The sequence below is a fragment of the Comamonas sp. CMM02 genome (assembly GCF_014851485.1).
GTDB lineage: Bacteria > Pseudomonadota > Gammaproteobacteria > Burkholderiales > Burkholderiaceae_C > Comamonas > Comamonas avium.
Genome location: NZ_JACUZW010000002.1, coordinates 277,981 through 297,548 on the forward strand (window position 1 = coordinate 277,981; position 19,568 = coordinate 297,548).

Here is a 19,568-nt window from a genome sequence, read left to right on the forward strand (position 1 = left end):
CCGCGAAGATAATCCATCTATGACCCAACTTGACTGTTTCTATAGCCTTTCTTCCCCCTGGGCTTATTTCGCGGGGCCCCAGCTGCAAGACATCGTGCGTCGCCACAACGTCAAGCTGGTGCTCAAACCTTATGACTTCCAGCTGGTGGTGCCTCAAACCGGTGGCGTTCCCCTGAAGACCCGTCCTGAGCCTCGCAAGACTTACCATGCGCTGGAGCTGGCGCGCTGGCGTGACTATCTGGGCATGCCCATGAATTTGCAGCCTGCGCACTACCCTCAGGGCGTTGCCGACGATGTGAACTGGAACAAGAAGCCCGGATGGATGGTGATTGCGGCCCAGCTCCAAGGTCTGGATGCATTGCCCCTGTCGCATGCTCTGCTGCGTGCCCTGTGGGCGCAAGAGCGCAAGACCTCGGATGCCGATGTACGCATCGCCATTGCCAACGAAGCGGGCTATGACGGCGCTGCATTGCAGGCGCTGGAAGAATCTGCCCCTGTGCAGGCTGCATACAAGGCCTACACCGAAGAAGCTGTAGAAAAAGGCATTTTTGGCGCGCCTATCTTCGTGCTCAACGGCGAGCGCTTCTGGGGGCAGGACCGTTTGATGTTTGTCGAGCGTGCGCTGGACAAGCTGCGCGCTGCAAAGCCGTAGGTTTTTACTAAAGCAGTGGGCTTTCATTAAAAAGTTCTAAGCTTTCAACTTTTCCACAACTGCACTGCTATGCAAATTCGATTCACCAAAATGCAAGGCGCTGGCAACGACTTTGTCGTGCTGGATGAAACCCAGGGCCGTCTGGGTCTGACGCCCGCGCACTACCGTTTTCTGGCGGATCGCCACTTTGGCGTGGGTGCCGATCAGATTCTGACGGTGCGCCCTGCGCCCACCGACGGGGTGGACTTTGAATATGTGATCCACAACGCCGACGGCGGCGAAGTGGAGCAGTGCGGCAATGGAGCGCGTTGTTTTGCACGTTTTGTGCATGACAAGGGCTTGACGGCCAAAACCGAAATTCGCGTGCAGACACAAGCCGGTGTGATTGCTCCAAGGCTCACTGACGATGGGCGTGTCACGGTCAACATGGGAGCGCCGGTGCTGGAGCCTGCCCGTGTACCGTTTGATGCATCGGGCCTGCCAGAGCAGCGCAAGGCGCAGGCCTTGACATGGCCTTTGGAGTTGCAGGCGCCTGCACTACAGCCACAGGTTGAAGTGGTTGCCGTGTCCATGGGCAATCCGCATGCGGTGCAGCTTGTCGCTGATGTAGAGGCCGCGCCGGTGGCCGTTGTGGGGTCTCTGATTGAAAACCATGTACGTTTTACGCAGCGCGTCAACGCAGGCTTTATGCAGGTGCTGTCGCGTCAGGCCATCAAGCTGCGCGTGTATGAGCGCGGTGCGGGGGAAACACTGGCCTGCGGAACCGGGGCCTGTGCGGCGGTGGTTGCCGGTATCCTTCTGGGGGTGCTGGATCACCGCGTTGACGTGCATACTCGCGGGGGCCTGCTGACCATTGAATGGGCCGGTGGCGCCCAAGACGCCGTCATGATGACGGGGCCAGCGACCACGGTCTTTGAAGGCCAAATTCACATTCCTGAAGAACTATGAACAGCATAGAAACACACGCCATGAATGACTCCAGCATTGCCGAGTACTTGCTGCAACACCCGGAATTTTTTGAGCGCCACGCTGAAATGCTGTCCAGCGTGCAGTTGAGCAGTGGCCATGGCCAGCGCGCAGTGAGCCTGCAAGAGCGCCAGGCAGAAATGCTGCGTGACAAGATCAAGGGTCTGGAGCAGCGCATCATGGAGATGGTGCGCAACAGCAGTGAGAACTCTGCGATTGCGCACAAGATTCACCGCTGGAACTGTGGCCTGTCTGCGGTGCAGGACGTGCGTCAGCTGCCACGTGCCATTGCTACGGGCATTCAGACGGAGTTTGATGTTCCTCAGGTAGGTATTCGTGTGTGGGATGTGGCCGGCCCCTATATGGGTTCGCTGTTCACCATGGGGGTCAGTGAAGATGCCAAGGCCTTTGCTACATCGTTGACCATGCCGTTTTGTGGCCCCAATCTGGGCTTTGAGCCCACAGCGTGGCTGCCCAATCCCGAAGAAGTGCAATCCATGGCGCTGCTGACGCTGCGCGACGGTCAGAACGACAGCCAGAGCGCCGCTTTCGGGCTGCTGGTGCTGGGCTCTCCCGATCCGCTGCGTTTTGACGCCACCATGGGCACCGAGTTTCTCTCTCGCATTGCCGAGCAAGCCAGCGCAGCGCTGGGGCGCTTGCGTGTGCTGCCTTCGGGCAACTAATCTGCGCGCATGCCAGACACCGCTGCGCTAGCGCCACCGCTGCAAGCTTATGTGCAGCATGTGGCCAGCGAGCGCAGGCTGGCCGTGCGAACGGTAGCTATTTACACCGAAGGTCTGCAGCAATTGCAGGCCATGGCCGCACAAGCGGGCCATGAAGTACTGGCCCTGCAGCCCCCGCATATCCGTCGCTTTGTGGCTGCCTTGCATGCCCAGGGCAGGCACGGGCGCAGCATTGCCTTGTGGCTGTCGTGTTGGCGTGGTTTTTTTCGCTGGGCGGCCTGGCAGGGCTGGGTAGAGCGCAATCCGGTGGAGGGTATTCGTGCCCCCAAAACAGCCAAACCGCTGCCCAAAGCGCTGGGGGTGGATGAGGCCGTGCAACTGGCCGCCTTTGTGAACCCTGATGCCGACCCCTGGGACGAAGCCCGCGATGCAGCCATGACAGAGCTGCTCTACAGCAGTGGCCTGCGGGTCAGCGAGCTGGCACAGCTGGATGTGCAGGCGGGCTCAGGCCTGGGCTGGCTGGATTTGCAGGCGGGGCTGGTGCATGTGACAGGCAAAGGCGGTAAACGCCGTAGTGTGCCTGTAGGCAGCGCAGCCAAACAGGCGCTGCAGCGCTGGATTGAAGTGCGTGGCACTCGCTTTTCTGCGCATTGGGCAGAACCTGCGTTGTTTGTGGGTACGCGCGGTGCGCGCATTACAGCGCAGACGATTTGGCTGCGCCTGCGCCAGCGCAGTCAGCAAGCGGGCTTGCCTGCCGCGGTGCACCCGCATGTACTGCGCCATTCGTTTGCCAGCCACGTGCTGCAGTCCAGCGGTGATTTACGCGCCGTGCAGGAGTTGCTGGGGCACGCCAACATTGCCACCACCCAGATCTATACACGGCTGGATTTTCAGCATCTGGCGCAGGCATATGACCTGGCACACCCGCGAGCGCGAAAAAAACCAGGTTAGTTTGATTTTTAAATAAGAGCATCTATCGCATATTCCATAATCTTTTCAGATACTTTTAATGCTGAATTCATTGTTTATTAAGCGCTGACAGCTACTTTTTTTGACGAGTGCAGATGGTGCATTTATTGCTTGTTACGGATGCATACAAGTCAATCAGCGCAAGCCAGGTGCCATGGAGCTACTCCTCAAATTCGAAGGTCACCACATTCCAGTCAGTTGGAAGCGCCTGCACGGCATGCGCATGGGGCGCAATGTCTGGGTGTTCAAGCTGGGTCATAAAGATGATGTGCTGCCGCTTATGCATCAGCTGGCCCAAGATACAGACGCACAGGTGCTGGCACTGACGCTGGTGGCCGTGGTCGATGTGGCGGCCCAGCAGTCTGCGGCCATGCTGCTGGATACGGCAGTCCCCTTCATGGTGCTGCTGACGCGTTTGCGCTATCCATGGCTGCACAGTGGCATGGAAAAGTACGTGGAAGTGCACTTTCAGCCCATCATTGATCTGTCAGATGGCGGGCGCATTTATGCCCATGAGGCTCTGTGCCGTTTGCGCACCCCTGAAGGGCAGCTGCTCACGGGCTACGAAACCTTCACCTTGGCGCGCCATCTTGGGCGGGTGGATGCGCTGGATATGGCGTTGCAGCAAAAGGCGCTGCAGCGCAAGGTGAGCGACTTTGAGCCCGGCGTAACACTGTTTCTGAACGTTCTGCCCTCTACGCTCATGCAGCCAGAATGGCCGTCGCAGTTTTTCCAATGGCTCAGTGACTATGGCGTGGATCACCATGAAGTGGTGATTGAAGTGGTTGAAAGCGAGAAAGTCGACCCGGGTGGGCTGGCGCAGCGCTGTGATGAATTGCGCTCCCAAGGCCTGCGCATTGCGCTGGACGACATGGGGGCGGGTTTTAACTGTCTGTCTGTGCTGGCCATGGTGCGCTCGGACTTCATCAAGGTTGACCGCGGGCTGGTGCATGAGGCACGTGGCAGCAGAGTGCGCTCGGTGTTGCTGGAGGCACTGGTCTCCATGGCCGAGAGGCTGGGTGCCACAGTCATTGCAGAAGGTCTGGAGCGGCAGGAAGACGTGACGTTTTGCCGTGCACTGGGCATCAATTTGGTGCAGGGTTTCCTGCTGGCCAAACCCTCGTATGCACCGTTAACGGGCAAGCTGGGGGTGCCCCCCAGCGAAAAAACAATCAAGATGCAGCGCGTGGACCGCTTTTGCATCACCGATGTGATCGAGTCTCCGCCTGCTTTCGACATACAGGCTCCACTGACCCTGGTACGTCAGGCTTTTCGCGAAGCGCCTGAGCTGCCCTGGTGCGTACTGACTGATGGAGACCGCCCCGTAGGTGTGCTGCACCGGGGCAAGGCGCTGGCACGCAACGTTCGCACGGTGGCGCAGGGCGCGCAGCCGTTGCACCGCACACTGCCATTCAACATAGGGCTGACGGCGCTGTCGCGCAGCCTGTATCTGGAGCGGGTAGAGGCCACGCCGTGGGCGGTGGTGGATGAGCAAGGCTGCTACATCGGCACGCTGGAGCCGATGATGCTGGTCTCGCACCTGCTGGCGCGGCAAGAGCACGGCGCCAGCTTGCATCCGCTGTCACAGTTGTCCACCGGCCCTACGCTGCGGCAAGCCATTGAGATGCGCATTGCGCGCAAACATGGCTGTCTGGAACTGGTCTATATCGACCTGGACCATTTCAAGGCCTTCAACGATCGCTATGGTTTTGTGCGCGGTGACGCCATGATCCGCACGCTGGCAGAAATTTTGCGCCACGTGTTCGCCATGAGCACGGAGTGCATGCTGGGGCACATTGGCGGTGACGATTTCATCGTGCTTTTTGACCAGCCAGACCCCTTGCTGATCCCGCAGCTGCAACGCGCCATGGCGCAGTTTTACACCCTGGCGCGCCACCTGTACGACACGGAAGACCTGCAGCGCGGCTACTTTGTGACCGAAGACGGAGAGACGCACCCGGTGGCCAGCATGTCGGTCTCGTGCGTCAACGGCAGCACAGGCATGCCGCAAGACAGTGTGGAAGCCTCGGCGCGTGCGGCCAAGCTTAAAAAGGTGGGTAAAACGGCGGGCGGCAATGTCATTGTGGTTGAAGCGGTGAGCGCTGCGCGTGTGATTCAGCCCGAGGGCTGCAACCCCAGCATGGCGGGCTGGGAGGAGCATGTGCTGGACATCTTGCAGCGCCTGCTGCAAGCGCCAAGGGGGCGTGATGTCCGGGCGCTGGACCATGTATTCAAAGCCTATCCTTTCTTTGAGGTGCTGTTCGAGCTGGATGCCGAGGGCGTGCAAACCTATGCCAACTGGATCAACCCCGCCATGTACGGACGGATTCGTGCCGGTGGTGCCGGAGCCAACCGCAGTGGGCAGTCGTACTTTGCCCATGTGCGCGACAGTGGCCAGCCTTTCGTCTCTCCGATTTACCTGTCCAGTGCGACGGAAGATTTTTGCCTGACGATTGCTGTCCCCATTTATGGCGCTGCCAGGCGGTTTGCAGGCGTTTTGGTGGGAGACCTGAATCTGGCTTCCATGGCCAGCTTGCTGGAAAACCGTGTAGCTGCATAGTAAAGCCATGAATATTGATAGCTGTCAGCGCTTTGTGCATAAGTGCTGAAGACAAAAAACATATGTGGCATATTCAACGTGTCTAGCCCTGGTGCGGTCAGGTGCTTCATGGCATGGCTACACTTGCCGCCTCTGGCGTGCAGCCACTGGCTGCTGGGCGCCAATGTTTGACTGTTAAGCAGGCTGTGTTCACCGCAGCCTGCGCATTGCGACAAGGTTGTATTTCTATGGCACTCATCCCCGTCAGCATCCTCACCGGCTTTTTAGGTGCGGGCAAGACCACGCTGCTCAAGCGTGTGCTCAGCGAGTCGCACGGCATGAAGATTGCCGTGATCGAGAACGAGTTTGGTGAAGAAAACATCGATACCGACATTCTGCGCACTGAATCGACGGAGCAAATTCTGCAGATGAGCAATGGCTGCATTTGCTGCACCATTCGCGAGGACCTGCGTGAAGCCCTTCAAATGCTGGCCGCCAAACGCCGCAAGGGCTTGGTGGAGTTTGACCGCATCGTGATCGAAACCACCGGTCTGGCCGACCCCGGCCCCGTGGCGCAAACCTTCTTCATGGACGACGAGATTGCCGAGACCTATCTCATCGACTCGATCTTGACGCTGGTGGACGCCAAGCATGCCAACAAACAGCTGGATGACCGCCAGGAAGCGCGTCGGCAGGTGGGTTTTGCAGACCAGATCTTCCTGTCCAAAACCGATTTGGTGACAGAGGCTGACAAGGACGCGCTGATCCACCGCCTCAAGCACATGAACCCACGTGCCCCCATCAAGGCTGTGCATTTTGGTGATGTGCCTCTGAACGAGGTATTTGACCTGCGTGGCTTCAATCTGAATGCCAAGCTGGACATCGATCCTGATTTTCTCAAGGAAGACGACCACGACCACAGCGCGTGTGACCATGACCACGGTCACTGCGATCACGACCATGCACATGAGCATGAGCACCACGAGCATGGTCCTGACTGTGGGCACGAGCATGCGCATGGCGAGCACTGCACCCATGCACACCATCACCACCATGACGATGACGTCAAGAGCTTTGTCTACCGTGCTGACAAAGCTTTTGACCCTGCCAAGCTGGAAGACTTTCTGGGTGCCATCGTCAATATTTATGGCCCTAAGATGCTGCGCTATAAAGGTGTGCTTAACATGCATGGCACCAACCGCAAGGTGATTTTTCAGGGCGTGCACCAGTTGATGGGCAGCGATCTGGGCCCAGAATGGGCGGGCGATGAAAAGCGCCAGAGCAAGATGGTATTCATCGGCATTGACCTGCCGCAAGACATCCTGCGCCAGGGTCTGGATCAGTGCCTAGTTTGAATAGGTTGAACCTGGTCAATGTTTCGCATTGATACTGGTTTAACCGGGTAAGTTTGTGCGTTATGTACAACTTTAGGGGCTAGGTCGCATCTGATAGATACAATCGCGCCCCTGACAAGAACCCGGTAGTTTCATGCCGTGAGGGTGAACCGATTGGGCCGTGCTAGTACTGTGAGGAGACAGGAAGTGACAGCAGTCGAAACGAGCAAGAAAAAAGCCACAGCCAAAGTGGCTGCCACCACCGTCGAGCAGAAAGGCAAGCCAGCAGCCAAGAAAACTGCGGCCAAGCCCAGCACTGCTGCTGCCAAAACCACTGCGGGCAGCAAGCCCCGTGCAGTAACCCATGAACCCACCAAGGCCCCTGTAGCCCCTGCTGCAGCTACCAAGGCCGTTTCCAACACAACTATGCCAACGACTACTTCTGCGCCTACTTCCTTCGTGACCAAACGTGATCCCAAGCTTGCCAACAACTGGAAGACCAAGCCTTTGGAAGAGCTGACCGACGCTGAAATCGTGGCCATGTCCGATGACGAATACATGAACGATGTGCAGCTGGCGTATTTCCGCGCCAAGCTGGTCAAGCTCAAGCAAGACATGCACCAAAACGCGGGTGAAACTGCAGAAAACCTGCGCGAAGACACCGTGGTCGTGCCAGACCCTGCAGACCGTGCCACGATTGAAGAAGAGCATGCGCTGGAGTTGCGTACACGCGACCGTGAGCGCAAATTGCTCAAGAAAATCGAACAATCGATTGCTCGAATCGACGCAGGTGACTATGGTTACTGCGATGAGACGGGAGAGCCAATCGGTGTCCCTCGTTTGCTGGCACGCCCCACAGCCACTTTGTCGCTGGAAGCGCAGCAACGCCGCGAGCTCAAACAGAAAATGTTCGGAGATTGAGGGAGGGCCGTGCTTCACGCACGGCTTTAAATACAGCACATGCAGCCAGACAGCGGAAAATCAGGCGGTTTTTTGAACAAGGTGATGCACTTGGTGCGTGGCAGCGCAGCCACCACCGGTGCAGCAGGCACTGCAGACCCAGACAGTCTGAGTGCCCGTGAGGTATTGCAAGAGGCGATGGTTCGCAAGCGCCGCAACGAAGCCATTCGCCAGAAAGAATTTGCACAACTGCGTCTGCTGCGTCAGCGGCATGAGACAGATGTCCATACGGTGGCCGCCCAGGCACACCCAGAAGATGCGCTGTCTTCTTTGCTCGGCCAGGAGACCCGCAGCACCTCAACGCTGCAAAAGATTGATGCCATCGAAGCGCAAATGTCGGGTCAGTGGTGGCGATCGCCAGCCCATCTGGCAGCCAAAGTTGGCAAACCTCTGACCCATCACAAGCTCAATTCCAGGCAACTGAGTGACCTTCCCATATTGGGCGAAGACAGCGTAGTGCAGCCATCTGTAGCGGCTGTGCAGCCTGCAAAGCAGCCTGTACCAAAAAGTTCAGCACCGCCGCCGGTTGCTTCTGCCTCTATGGTGGCAGCTATGCGCACGTTTAAACCGCATCCGGACTTGGAGGAGGCTGCGATTTTGTTTGCCCACGGGGATGTGGAGGGTGCCCGCACGCGTTTGCTGGAGCAACTGCTGCAGTCTCTCGGTGCCCAGCCTGTGGATGAAGAGAAAGTCGCTGTGATCTGGCATGCGGTGCTGGATCTGTGCCGCGCCATTGGCGATGAGGACGCATTCGAGCCTCTGGCGATTGACTATGCAGAGCATTTTGGCCGCTCTGCACCCCTGTGGGCATCCATTCCAGATCGCATTGGTGAGCCTGCCTTGCACGGCACTTCACGCCAGGCTGTGCAGAAACGCCAGTTCCAATGGCGAAGTCCTGCCATGTTGACCGTTGGAGCTGTCACAGCCTTGCGCACAGCGCAAGCACAAGCTCCACAGCCTTGGAGCATGTCTTGGACGCGCCTGGCATCCATCGATGAAGCGGCTTTGCCAGCGCTGACCCGGTTGCTGGATGAATGGGCCAATGGGCGCGGGCAGTTCGTGTTCTCTGATGCGTGCAGGTTGCTGCAAGTGCTGGAGCAGCACACCCTTGCCCAGGACCATTCAAACCCAGCGCCATGGTGGCTGCTGCGCTTGGCGGTGCTGCGTTTGATGCATCGCATGGATGCCTACGAGCAGGTTGCGCTGGACTATTGCGTCACCTATGAGGTATCTCCACCGCCCTGGATGGAGCCAGCTTCCTATTGCCTTGTGCAGGAAGAGGGGGAGGCCGATATCTCCGTGCTGCAAGAGGCTTCTGCGCATTCCATGCTGCAGCAGCAAGGTGCCGCTGCGCAGCCAGCGTTGCTGCCAGATAGAAGCAAAGGTCTGGCTGGCGTGATCGAGGGTGACCCTCAAGACTGGTTGAATGCACTGGCGGCGCAGGCTAAGCGCGGGCAAGTGCTGGACATCGCTTGTGGCAACCTGATTCGTCTGGATTTTGTAGCGGCCGGCAGCATCTTGAACTGGGCTGCTGATATGCAAAATCAAGGTTACGCCTTGCGATTTACGCAGTTGCATCAATTGGTGGCAACGTTCTTTCACGTGATCGGCATTCACGAGCACGCGACGCTGCAGGCAACATTCGCTTGATGGGGTAAAAAATGCAGAATGTGCGCTTGCATTCACAGGCGCAGACCCCATCTGCTGAGGCTATGGAACAGTATCACGGCACAACCATCATCAGCGTGCGTCGCGAGACGCCCGAAGGCATTCAGGTCGCTATTGGCGGCGACGGACAGGTGACCTTGGGTCACATTGTGGTCAAGGGCACCGCACGCAAGGTGCGCAAGCTCTACCACGGCAAAGTGCTGGCAGGTTTTGCTGGCGCCACTGCTGATGCATTCACGCTGTTCGAGCGTTTTGAAGCCAAGCTGGAAAAGCACCAGGGCCACCTGACTCGCGCAGCGATTGAGCTGACCAAGGAATGGCGCACCGACCGCGTGCTGCGCAAGCTGGAAGCCATGCTGGCAGTGTCTGATCACACCGCTTCGCTCATCATTACGGGCAATGGTGATGTGCTCGAACCCGAGCAGGGGATTGTTGCCATTGGCTCTGGCGGTGCCTATGCCCACTCGGCAGCCAAGGCGCTGCTCAACAACACCGACTTGACTGCTGAGCAGATCGTGAAGAAGTCGCTGGAGATCGCTGGCGAGCTGTGCATCTACACGAACATGAACCACACCATTGAGACTTTGTAAGTCTGCGTTCTAAGAATTTATAGCTGCTAGCCCTTTTTGCGTATGTGCTAGACGCTGATTTGATTGATATTTGAATATGTCTTCCATGACCCCCCAGGAAATCGTTTCTGAGTTGGACAACCACATCGTGGGCCAGGCCGGTGCCAAGCGTGCGGTAGCGATTGCGCTGCGCAATCGCTGGCGTCGCCAGCAGGTGGCTGATGGACTGCGCCAGGAAATAACGCCCAAGAACATCCTGATGATTGGCCCCACAGGTGTCGGCAAGACCGAGATTGCGCGTCGCTTGGCGCGGCTGGCGGATGCGCCTTTCATCAAGGTGGAAGCCACCAAGTTCACTGAAGTGGGCTACGTCGGCAAGGATGTGGATTCCATCATCCGCGACTTGGCAGAAATCGCGGTCAAGCAAGCGCGCGAGAGCGAGGTGAAAAAGCTGCGCATCCGGGCTGAAGACGCAGCAGAAGAGCGTATCTTGGATGTACTGCTGCCCCCAGCGCGCACAGGTGATGTGGCAACAGAAGGCAGTAATACACGCCAGATTTTCCGCAAGAAGTTGCGGGAAGGCCAACTGGACGATAAAGAGATTGAAATTGAGCTGCTGGACGCCAAGCCTCAGTTGGAAATCATGGGGCCCCAGGGCATGGAAGAGATGGCTGAGCAGTTGCGCGGCATGTTCAGCCAGATGGGGCAAGAGCGGCGCAAGACCCGCAAGCTCAAAATCAAAGATGCACTCAAGCAAGTGGTGGATGAAGAGGCCGCCAAGCTTGTTAACGAGGAAGAGACCAAAACCCGCGCACTGAGTAATCTCGAGCAAAACGGCATTGTCTTTATCGATGAAATTGATAAGGTGGCCACCCGCCAGGAGGCCAGTGGCTCTGACGTGTCGCGCCAAGGTGTGCAGCGTGACTTGCTGCCCTTGGTGGAGGGCACGACCGTGTCCACCAAGTACGGCATGGTCAAAACTGACCATATCTTGTTCATTGCCTCGGGTGCATTCCACCTGGCCAAGCCCAGCGATTTGATCCCGGAGTTGCAGGGCCGCTTCCCGATCCGTGTGGAGCTGCAGTCACTGTCGGTGGAGGACTTTGAGGCGATCTTGGTGCAAACCCACGCGTCGCTGGTCAAGCAGTATCAGGCCTTGCTGGAGACGGAAGGCGTGAAGCTGGAATTCACTCCAGACGGCATTACACGTCTGGCACACACTGCGTTTACGGTGAATGAGCGTACGGAAAATATTGGTGCGCGTCGTCTGTCGACGGTGATGGAGCGCTTGCTGGATGAGGTCAGCTTTGATGCGGTCAAACTGGCCGGTCAAACAGTGACGATTGATGCTACCTACGTGGATGAGCGCTTGCAGTTGCTCAGCCAGGACGAAGATTTATCAAGATACATTCTGTAACTCAAAATCAGCCACTTCATCCCCCTTGGCGGTGCTTCACCGCCAAGGGGGATTTGTTTTGATAAAGATCGTAAATGGAACGTAGGACGCATGCGCGCGCCCGATGAGCGGTTAAGTGAATGATTTCAAAGTGTTTTTTGTGATTTTTTAATCCATTAATTCTTTCTAAGTCATTGATTTCATTGCCTGCGGACGTGGGGCTGCTAGTGGCGATCCTTGAATTTGCTGCTACAGTGCAAAAAAGTGCAATTAAGTGGTGAAAATTGCCTCAAGCTCCCGGAAAAGGGTGCTCAAGGGCCAAACAAACGGGGTGAATGATCGTGTTTCAAGGGGCTTCAGCGCTGAATCTCGATGGAAAGGGGCGGTTATCTATACCGACCCGGCATCGCGACGCCCTGATTTCGCAAGCACAAGGTCAGGTCACTATCACCAAGCACCCACACGGGTGTCTCATGTTGTTCCCACGCTCTGAATGGCTGCTGTTCCGTGACCGAATCGGTCAATTGCCCATGTCTGCGCAATGGTGGAAACGCATTTTTCTTGGCAACGCCATGGACGTCGATATGGATGGAACTGGTCGTGTACTGGTTGCCCCTGAGTTGCGTCAAGCTGTTGCTTTGGACAAAGAGGTGATCCTGCTCGGTATGGGCAATCACTTTGAGCTTTGGGACAAAGCCACTTATGAAGCCCATGAGGCGCAGGCAATGCAGGCGCCCATGCCCGATGTATTCCAAGATTTTGCTTTCTGAAAAGGGCGAGCGTTGAACCAGCCCCTCCAACACATAACTGTTTTACTCAACGAGGCCGTGGACGCCTTGCTGGGGGATTCGCCGTCTGCGACCAGTGGTTGCTATGTGGATGGCACCTTTGGTCGTGGCGGCCACTCGCGTTTGATTTTGTCCCGGCTCAGCCCGCAGGGGCGGCTTATAGCCTTCGATAAAGACCCATTGGCAATTGCAGAAGCCGGGCGTATTGAAGACGCCCGTTTTTCTATCCGCCATGAAGGTTTTCGCAATATCGGCGAGCTGCCAGAAGCCAGTGCCGACGGTATCTTGATGGACTTGGGTGTGAGCTCGCCGCAGATTGACCAGGCAGACCGTGGCTTCAGCTTTCGTTTCGAAGGTCCGCTGGACATGCGCATGGACACCACGCGTGGCCAAAGCGTGGCCCAATGGCTGGCCGAAGCAGAGGTGCAGCAAATTACCGATGTCATTCGCGACTACGGTGAAGAGCGCCTTGCATACCCGGTTGCCAAAGCGATCGTTGCACACCGTGAGGCCCATGGCCCTTTGCAAACCACGACCGACTTGGCAGATCTGGTGGCTAAGGTGGTGAAGACGCGTGACGGTCAGAACCCCGCCACACGCACTTTTCAAGCGCTGCGTATTTTTATCAATGCTGAGCTGGTGGAGCTGGAAGAGGCGCTGCTTGCCAGCTTGCGCGTACTCAAGCCTGGCGGGCGGTTGGTGGTCATCAGCTTTCATTCGCTGGAAGACCGCATCGTCAAGCAATTTATTGCGGAACACTCCAAAGAGGTGTTCGACCGCCGCACTCCATTTGCGGTACCCAAGCCCATGCGTTTGAAAGCGCTGGAGCGTATCAAGCCCAGTAAAGCAGAGGTTGAAGGCAATCCCCGTTCACGCAGCGCCGTAATGCGTGTGGCGCAGCGTACAGAGGTGCCTGCATGACAGCCCCCTCACGGCTGCATCACGCAAGGAGAGGGCCATGCTTCGCCTGAACTTCTTGCTGCTGGTCGCCGTCATGCTCAGTGCGTTGTATCTGGTGCAAACCCAGTACGAATCGCGCCGCCTGTTCACCGAGCTGCACCGCGCCACCAATGAGTCCCGCAATCTGGAAACAGAGTACCAGCGTCTGCAGGTAGAGCTGCGGGCGCAGTCAACTCCTGCCCGCATTGAGGCACTGGCGGTTGCGCAAGGTCTGCAAGGCGCATCACCGGCGATAACGCACTATGTGCGTGATTCGCAGCAAGCAGGAGGCGCACAGTGAGGCGCAGCGTGAATTACACCTCCAGCCCCTTGCTTGCGAGCAAAACGCCAGCCTGGCGCAGCAAGTTTGTCATGGCCTGCGTCGTGTTTGCATTTACGGGTCTGGCAGGCCGTGCTGCCTGGGTACAGGTGATTGATAACGACTTCTTCTTGAGGCAGGGGGAAGTGCGTTTTGCACGCACGCTGGAGCTTTCGGCCAACCGGGGCCGAATTCTCGATCGCAATGGTTTGATTCTGGCTTCCAGCGTGCCTGCAGCCAGTATTTGGGCGATCCCTGAGGACGTTGAAAAGAATACGCCAGAGGATCTGGCCAAGCTGCCGCAACTGGCCAAGTTGATGGATATGCCTTTGGACCAGCTCAAGAAAAAGCTGGAGGAAGACAAAAGCTTTGTCTGGGTCAAGCGTCAGCTGGATTGGGAAGTGGGGCAGAAAATCAAGGCGATGGGTATCAAGGGGGTTTATCAATCCCGTGAATACAAGCGCCAATACCCTGAAGGCGAGGCTGCGGCGCACATTGTGGGCTTCACCAATGTCGAGGACAAAGGCCAAGAAGGCATGGAGCTGGCCTTTGAAAAAGATCTGGCCGGAAAGATTGGCTCACGCCGGGTCATCAAGGACCGGATGGGGCGTGTCGTTGAGGGGGTAGGAGAAGAAATTCCGCCCATTGACGGCCGAGATATTCAACTGTCTATCGACAGCAAAATTCAGTTTTTTGCCTATCAAAAGCTCAAGGACCAGGTGATTGCGCACAAGGCCCTGGGAGGCACTGTGGTGGTGATGGATGCCAAAACGGGCGAGTTGCTGGCGCTGGCCAACTACCCCAGCTTTAACCCGTCAAACCGCAAGCGGTTAACGGGCGAGCAACTGCGCAATCGCGCCATTACGGATGTGTTTGAGCCAGGCTCCACCATCAAACCCATTACCGTCGGGATTGCTTTGGAAAGTGGCAAGGTTCGCCCAACTACGCAGATTGATACTTCTCCCGGGCGCATCAACGTTACGGGTTCCACCATTTCAGACACTAAAAATTATGGATTGCTGACGGTGGAAGGTGTGATTCAAAAGTCCAGCAATGTGGGAACCACCAAGATTTCGCAGCAGTTAACGGCAAAAGAAATGTGGGAGACATTCTCTGCCGTCGGCTTTGGACAAAAACCGCAAATTGCATTCCCCGGGGCTGCAAGTGGACGTTTGCGCGCCTACAAAACCTGGCGTCCTGTTGAGCAGGCCACCATGTCCTATGGCTACGGCCTGTCTGCCAGCTTGCTGCAGATGACACGCTCATACACGGTGTTCTCGAATGGTGGAAAAGTGATTCCGGCCACCATGCTGAAGCTGGACAGGCCTCCGGTGGGCGTACCTGTGTTCTCTGAACGTACCGCAGAGCAGGTGCGCAAGATGCTGGCACTGGCCACAGGCCCAGGCGGCACCGGTCAGCGTGCCCAGACTGTGGGGTATTCCGTGGGTGGAAAATCGGGTACTGCCCGCAAACAAGTGGGTAAAAACTATGCTGCAGGCAAGTACCGGGCCTGGTTCACGGGCATGGCACCTATTGAAAACCCCCGTGTGATTGTGGCTGTGATGGTCGATGAGCCCAGCAATGGCACCTACTACGGCGGTACGGTGGCGGCGCCCGTCTTCAGTACGGTTGTGCAGCAAAGTCTGCGCCTCTTGGGTGTGGCTCCTGACATGGCGGTGCAGCCCCAAATCGTTGCGAATCCTGTGGAGGAGTCGCTATGAGCCGAGCGCCCGCATTTTTGAATGACCTGCAGCAGGCTGTGGCCTGGTTGCGTGCCCGAGTGACTGGCCAGCTGCAAACAGACAGCAGGCAAGTGCAGCCAGGCGATGGTTTTATTGCCTGGCCTGGCGGCGTGACGGATGGCCGGCAACACGTGGCATCTGCGATTGAGCGCGGCGCTGTTGCCTGCCTGGTCGAGCATGAAGGCATCCATGCCTTTGAGCTGGATGGCCCGGTGGCTAGCTACCAAGGTCTGAAGGCGGCAACGGCTGAAATTGCTGCGCAGTGGTATGGCCTGCCTTCCAAGGCACTGCAAGTGCTGGCAGTGACAGGCACCAACGGCAAGACAACGACAGCGTGGTGGCTGGCCCATGCTTTGGCGCAGTACCAAAGCGGGGCGCGCCACGGGTGTGCCATGGTGGGCACGCTGGGCATCGGAGTGCCGCCCGATCTGGTGGTGACAGGAATGACCACCCCTGACCCAGTGCGCCTGCAATATGCGCTGGCCAGCTATGTACAGCAAGGCCTGGCGGCTTGTGCCCTGGAAGCGTCTTCGATTGGCATTGAAGAGCATCGCTTGGACGGGGTCGACGTTCACACCGCTATTTTTACCAACTTCACCCAAGATCACCTGGACTACCACGGCAGCATGGATGCCTACTGGCAGGCCAAGGCCAAGCTGTTTGCGTGGCCAGGGCTGAAGGCTGCGGTGATCAATGTCGATGATGGCTACGGCCAGACTTTAGCGCTGCAGCTGCAGGCTGCTGGCCAGTTGGATGTCTGGACGGTGGCAGTCGACGGCGCTGCCCGCCTGCGGGCCTTGAATGTGCGCCACGGTTTGCGTGGTCTGGCGTTTGACGTGCAAGAAGGCACACAAACGTATGTGATGGAGACCGGCCTGATCGGCCAGTACAACGTCAGCAATATGCTGGGTGTGCTGGCCACGTTGCGTACGCTGGGTATTGCGCTGGCTGATGCGGTGGCTATCTGCGGCGATCTAGAGCCTGTGCCCGGGCGGATGCAGCAAATTGCGCTGCAAAACCAGCCTCTGGTGGTGGTGGACTATGCCCACACGCCAGACGCCTTGGAGCAAGCCCTCAAAGGTTTGCAGCCGGTGGCCCAAGTGCGTGGCGGCAAGCTGCACTGCGTGTTTGGTTGTGGTGGCAATCGCGATGCCACCAAGCGGCCATTGATGGGGCAGGCGGCCCAGCGTCAGGCAGGTGTGGTGTGGGTCACCAGTGACAACCCGCGTGGCGAGCAACCCGAATCTATCGTTAACCAGATTACTGCTGGCATGCAGCTGCAGGGCGTGCATGTGCAGGTGGATCGCAGCCAGGCGATCGCGCAGGCGATTGCAAAGGCGGATGCCCGCGACGTAGTGCTGCTGGCGGGTAAGGGCCACGAGGATTACCAGGAAATCATGGGTGTGAAACACCCGTTTTCGGACATGGACAAAGCCCGTGAGGCTTTGGCCCAGCGAGAAGGACAGAACAAGTGATGATGACTTTGCAACAGGCGCTGGTGTGGATTCGCACCTTCCAACCGCAAGCGCGGCTGGTGGGGTGTGCCACAACGCCTTTGCTGCGTGTGCATACCGACAGCCGAACGCTTCAGGCTGGTGATTTGTTTGTGGCGCTCAAGGGCGAACGCATGGATGCCCATGACTTCTTGCCTCAGGTGAAGGCGCAAGGCGCTGCGACAGCGGTGATTGCGCATGGCGGCCTAGAGGCTCTGGGCCTTGAGGGTATTGAAGTGCCAGATACCACGGTAGCACTGGGTGCCTTGGCTGCAGGCTGGCGCAGCCAGTTTCAGCTGCCCTTGATTGCAGTGACTGGCAGCAATGGCAAGACTACGGTGACTCAGATGATCGCCAGCATTTTGTCCGAACAGGCGGGCGATGCCGCATTGGCCACGCAAGGCAATTTCAACAATGCCATTGGCGTGCCTTTGACTCTGTTTCGCATGACTGCAGCGCACCGCCTTGGGGTGGTGGAGCTGGGCATGAACCATCCCGGTGAAATCACTGAGCTGGCACGTGTGGCACAACCAACCGTGGCGCTGGTGAACAACGCCCAGCGTGAGCATCAGGAGTTCATGCACACCGTGCAGGCCGTGGCCGAAGAGAACGCCAGCGTCTTTGCGCATCTGCCAGCCGATGGCACGGCGGTATTGCCGGCTGATGATGCGTTCACGCCCTTGTGGCGTGAACTGGCTGGCTCGCGCAAGGTGGTGACCTTTGGAGGTGCCGCGGCGGATGTTACGGCGCTGTCTGCCAGCTGGGCCCACAGCGCATGGCAGGTGCAGGTGCAAACACCGCAAGGCAACTTTGACTGCGCGCTGCATATTGCAGGCCGTCATAACGTGCGCAATGCCTTGGCGGCCACGGCCTGTGCCTTGGCAGCAGGTGTGCCTTTGGCTGCTATTGCCCAGGGGCTGAGTGCTTTCTTGCCAGTCAAGGGGCGTTCTCGCTCGACATCGGTGGTGTGTGCCGGCCGCCGTGTGGATGTGGTGGACGACACCTATAACGCAAATCCAGACTCGGTTCAGGCAGCCATTGCCGTGCTGGCCGAGCTACCCGCTCCGCGTTTGCTGGTGCTCGGTGATATGGGTGAGGTGGGTGACCAGGGACCTGCTTTTCATGCAGAAGCCGGCGCATGTGCCCAGCAAGCTGGGATTGAAAGTTTCCTCGCGTTAGGTCCTCAAATGAAGCAAGCGGTTGCAGCATTTGGTGATGGAGCTGCGCATTTTGAAGATATGGCCGCGCTGATTGCTGCGGTGCAGGCCCGTATGGGGCAGACCGGCAGCGTGCTGGTCAAGGGTTCGAGAAGTATGAAGATGGAACAAGTGGTGCAAGCGCTGGAAAGCGCTTGCAAGGAGGGCGCAACATGCTGCTGATCTTGGCCGAGTGGCTGCAGACTTTGTCGCCTGATTTCAGTTTTTTGCGCGTGGTGCAGTACATCACGTTCCGTGCGGTCATGGCTGCGGTGACCGCTTTGGGCATTGGTTTATGGGTAGGCCCCAAAGCCATTCGCATGCTGACTGCGCTGAAGATGGGGCAGCCCGTGCGCAGCTACGCCATGCAGACCCATTTGGTTAAAAGCGGCACACCCACCATGGGGGGCGTGCTGATTTTGTTTGCCATCTCCGTTTCGACCTTGCTGTGGTTTGACCTGAGCAACCGCTTTGTCTGGATTGTGCTGATCGTGACGCTGGGCTTTGGTGCGATTGGCTGGGTGGATGACTGGCGCAAGGTGGTCAACAAAGACCCGGAAGGCATGCGCTCGCGCGAGAAGTATTTCTGGCAATCGGTGATTGGCTTGATTGCAGCCATCGCCCTGGTTTTCAGCGTGTCTGAAAACTCCAACAGCCGCTCGTTTGAACTGCTCGTCACGTGGGTGCAGTCGGGCTTTTCGATGGATTTGCCGCCACAGGCTGGGCTGCAAGTGCCTTTCTTCAAGGAGATCAGCTACCCACTGGGCGTGCTGGGCTTTGTGATCTTGACCTATCTGGTCATTGTCGGTGCCAGCAATGCGGTCAACCTGACCGATGGTCTGGATGGTCTGGCCATCATGCCCGTGATCATGGTGGGCACTGCACTGGGCATTTTTGCCTACGTGACAGGCAACGCCAATTACGCCAAATACCTGCACTTTCCCAGCATTCCCGGCACGGGCGAGCTGATGATCTTTTGCGGTGCCATGGCGGGCGCGGGTCTGGCTTTTCTGTGGTTCAACGCACATCCGGCCCAGATATTCATGGGTGACGTGGGCGCGCTGGCCCTGGGCGCTGCGCTGGGCACCATTGCCGTGATCGTGCGCCAGGAGATTGTGCTGGCCATCATGGGCGGCATTTTTGTGGCCGAAGCCGTCTCGGTGATGCTGCAGGTGGTGTGGTTCAAGTACACCAAAAAACGCTACGGTGAAGGCCGCCGCTTGCTCAAGATGGCACCGCTGCACCACCACTTTGAAAAGAGCGGCTGGAAAGAGACGCAGGTCGTGATTCGTTTCTGGATCATCACCATGCTGCTGTGCCTGATTGGCCTCACAACGCTGAAGTTGAGGTAAGCA

Annotated in this window: 17 protein-coding genes; all 17 read left to right on the forward strand. The window is 57.8% G+C overall.

Going from position 1 to position 19,568, the window contains the following annotated elements; all coding sequences use genetic code 11:
- Positions 1-19: 19 nt before the first annotated feature.
- The 17 genes from IB213_RS06440 to mraY all read left to right on the forward strand — a co-directional run bounded on the left by IB213_RS06440 (position 20) and on the right by mraY (position 19,565).
- The gene (locus tag IB213_RS06440) at positions 20-652 is read left to right on the forward strand and encodes a 2-hydroxychromene-2-carboxylate isomerase (RefSeq protein ID WP_191723159.1); all 633 of its coding nucleotides are present in this window, start codon (positions 20-22) and stop codon (positions 650-652) included.
- Positions 653-721: 69 nt separating this feature from the next.
- Entirely contained in the window at positions 722-1,600 is an 879-nt protein-coding gene (gene dapF, locus IB213_RS06445; RefSeq protein WP_192405777.1) for a diaminopimelate epimerase, read from the forward strand.
- On the forward strand, positions 1,597-2,301 hold the full coding sequence (locus tag IB213_RS06450) for a DUF484 family protein (RefSeq protein ID WP_191723157.1): 705 nt from the start codon (positions 1,597-1,599) through the stop codon (positions 2,299-2,301). Before dapF ends, IB213_RS06450 begins: the two co-directional genes overlap by 4 nt.
- Before the next feature lie 9 nt (positions 2,302-2,310).
- The gene (locus IB213_RS06455; RefSeq protein ID WP_192405778.1) at positions 2,311-3,252 is read left to right on the forward strand and encodes a tyrosine recombinase XerC; all 942 of its coding nucleotides are present in this window, start codon (positions 2,311-2,313) and stop codon (positions 3,250-3,252) included.
- Positions 3,253-3,424: 172 nt separating this feature from the next.
- Positions 3,425-5,830, forward strand: coding sequence for an EAL domain-containing protein (locus IB213_RS06460; RefSeq protein ID WP_192405779.1), 2,406 nt, complete (start codon positions 3,425-3,427; stop codon positions 5,828-5,830).
- A 227-nt stretch (positions 5,831-6,057) separates the two neighbouring features.
- Positions 6,058-7,164, forward strand: a complete 1,107-nt coding sequence (locus IB213_RS06465; RefSeq protein WP_192405780.1) for a GTP-binding protein — start codon at positions 6,058-6,060, stop codon at positions 7,162-7,164.
- A gap of 186 nt (positions 7,165-7,350) precedes the next feature.
- Positions 7,351-8,064, forward strand: coding sequence for an RNA polymerase-binding protein DksA (dksA, locus tag IB213_RS06470; RefSeq protein ID WP_287918370.1), 714 nt, complete (start codon positions 7,351-7,353; stop codon positions 8,062-8,064).
- 39 nt (positions 8,065-8,103) lie between these two features.
- The gene (locus IB213_RS06475) at positions 8,104-9,753 is read left to right on the forward strand and encodes an STAS domain-containing protein (RefSeq protein WP_192405781.1); all 1,650 of its coding nucleotides are present in this window, start codon (positions 8,104-8,106) and stop codon (positions 9,751-9,753) included.
- 62 nt (positions 9,754-9,815) lie between these two features.
- Complete coding sequence (hslV, locus tag IB213_RS06480) at positions 9,816-10,361, forward strand: ATP-dependent protease subunit HslV (protein WP_191723152.1); 546 nt, start codon at positions 9,816-9,818, stop codon at positions 10,359-10,361.
- A 76-nt stretch (positions 10,362-10,437) separates the two neighbouring features.
- Complete coding sequence (gene hslU, locus IB213_RS06485) at positions 10,438-11,757, forward strand: ATP-dependent protease ATPase subunit HslU (protein WP_192405782.1); 1,320 nt, start codon at positions 10,438-10,440, stop codon at positions 11,755-11,757.
- Positions 11,758-12,077: 320 nt separating this feature from the next.
- A complete protein-coding gene (mraZ, locus tag IB213_RS06490) occupies positions 12,078-12,506 on the forward strand; it encodes a division/cell wall cluster transcriptional repressor MraZ (RefSeq protein WP_191723274.1) in 429 nt (142 codons plus the stop codon).
- 12 nt (positions 12,507-12,518) lie between these two features.
- On the forward strand, positions 12,519-13,445 hold the full coding sequence (rsmH, locus tag IB213_RS06495; RefSeq protein WP_191723150.1) for a 16S rRNA (cytosine(1402)-N(4))-methyltransferase RsmH: 927 nt from the start codon (positions 12,519-12,521) through the stop codon (positions 13,443-13,445).
- A 37-nt stretch (positions 13,446-13,482) separates the two neighbouring features.
- Complete coding sequence (gene ftsL / locus IB213_RS06500; RefSeq protein ID WP_191723149.1) at positions 13,483-13,764, forward strand: cell division protein FtsL; 282 nt, start codon at positions 13,483-13,485, stop codon at positions 13,762-13,764.
- A complete protein-coding gene (locus IB213_RS06505) occupies positions 13,761-15,503 on the forward strand; it encodes a penicillin-binding protein 2 (protein ID WP_191723148.1) in 1,743 nt (580 codons plus the stop codon). Before ftsL ends, IB213_RS06505 begins: the two co-directional genes overlap by 4 nt.
- Positions 15,500-16,999: a UDP-N-acetylmuramoyl-L-alanyl-D-glutamate--2,6-diaminopimelate ligase gene (locus IB213_RS06510; protein ID WP_192405783.1), complete on the forward strand. Its 1,500-nt coding sequence runs from the start codon at positions 15,500-15,502 to the stop codon at positions 16,997-16,999. Before IB213_RS06505 ends, IB213_RS06510 begins: the two co-directional genes overlap by 4 nt.
- The gene (gene murF / locus IB213_RS06515; protein ID WP_192405784.1) at positions 16,999-18,396 is read left to right on the forward strand and encodes a UDP-N-acetylmuramoyl-tripeptide--D-alanyl-D-alanine ligase; all 1,398 of its coding nucleotides are present in this window, start codon (positions 16,999-17,001) and stop codon (positions 18,394-18,396) included. Before IB213_RS06510 ends, murF begins: the two co-directional genes overlap by 1 nt.
- A complete protein-coding gene (gene mraY, locus IB213_RS06520; protein ID WP_191723145.1) occupies positions 18,387-19,565 on the forward strand; it encodes a phospho-N-acetylmuramoyl-pentapeptide-transferase in 1,179 nt (392 codons plus the stop codon). The genes murF and mraY overlap by 10 nt, the downstream gene beginning before the upstream one ends.
- Positions 19,566-19,568: the final 3 nt, after the last annotated feature.

What these genes read in the sequence shown, in the direction of transcription:
- ftsL (WP_191723149.1), top strand. Translation starts at nt 13,483, where the DNA reads ATGCTTCGCCTGAACTTCTTGCTGCTGGTCGCCGTCATGCTCAGTGCG.
- hslU (WP_192405782.1), top strand. Translation starts at nt 10,438, where the DNA reads ATGTCTTCCATGACCCCCCAGGAAATCGTTTCTGAGTTGGACAACCAC.
- IB213_RS06450 (WP_191723157.1), top strand. Translation starts at nt 1,597, where the DNA reads ATGAACAGCATAGAAACACACGCCATGAATGACTCCAGCATTGCCGAG.
- dapF (WP_192405777.1), top strand. Translation starts at nt 722, where the DNA reads ATGCAAATTCGATTCACCAAAATGCAAGGCGCTGGCAACGACTTTGTC.
- IB213_RS06510 (WP_192405783.1), top strand. Translation starts at nt 15,500, where the DNA reads ATGAGCCGAGCGCCCGCATTTTTGAATGACCTGCAGCAGGCTGTGGCC.
- IB213_RS06460 (WP_192405779.1), top strand. Translation starts at nt 3,425, where the DNA reads ATGGAGCTACTCCTCAAATTCGAAGGTCACCACATTCCAGTCAGTTGG.
- IB213_RS06475 (WP_192405781.1), top strand. Translation starts at nt 8,104, where the DNA reads ATGCAGCCAGACAGCGGAAAATCAGGCGGTTTTTTGAACAAGGTGATG.
- murF (WP_192405784.1), top strand. Translation starts at nt 16,999, where the DNA reads ATGATGACTTTGCAACAGGCGCTGGTGTGGATTCGCACCTTCCAACCG.
- IB213_RS06465 (WP_192405780.1), top strand. Translation starts at nt 6,058, where the DNA reads ATGGCACTCATCCCCGTCAGCATCCTCACCGGCTTTTTAGGTGCGGGC.
- hslV (WP_191723152.1), top strand. Translation starts at nt 9,816, where the DNA reads ATGGAACAGTATCACGGCACAACCATCATCAGCGTGCGTCGCGAGACG.
- IB213_RS06440 (WP_191723159.1), top strand. Translation starts at nt 20, where the DNA reads ATGACCCAACTTGACTGTTTCTATAGCCTTTCTTCCCCCTGGGCTTAT.
- mraY (WP_191723145.1), top strand. Translation starts at nt 18,387, where the DNA reads ATGCTGCTGATCTTGGCCGAGTGGCTGCAGACTTTGTCGCCTGATTTC.
- IB213_RS06455 (WP_192405778.1), top strand. Translation starts at nt 2,311, where the DNA reads ATGCCAGACACCGCTGCGCTAGCGCCACCGCTGCAAGCTTATGTGCAG.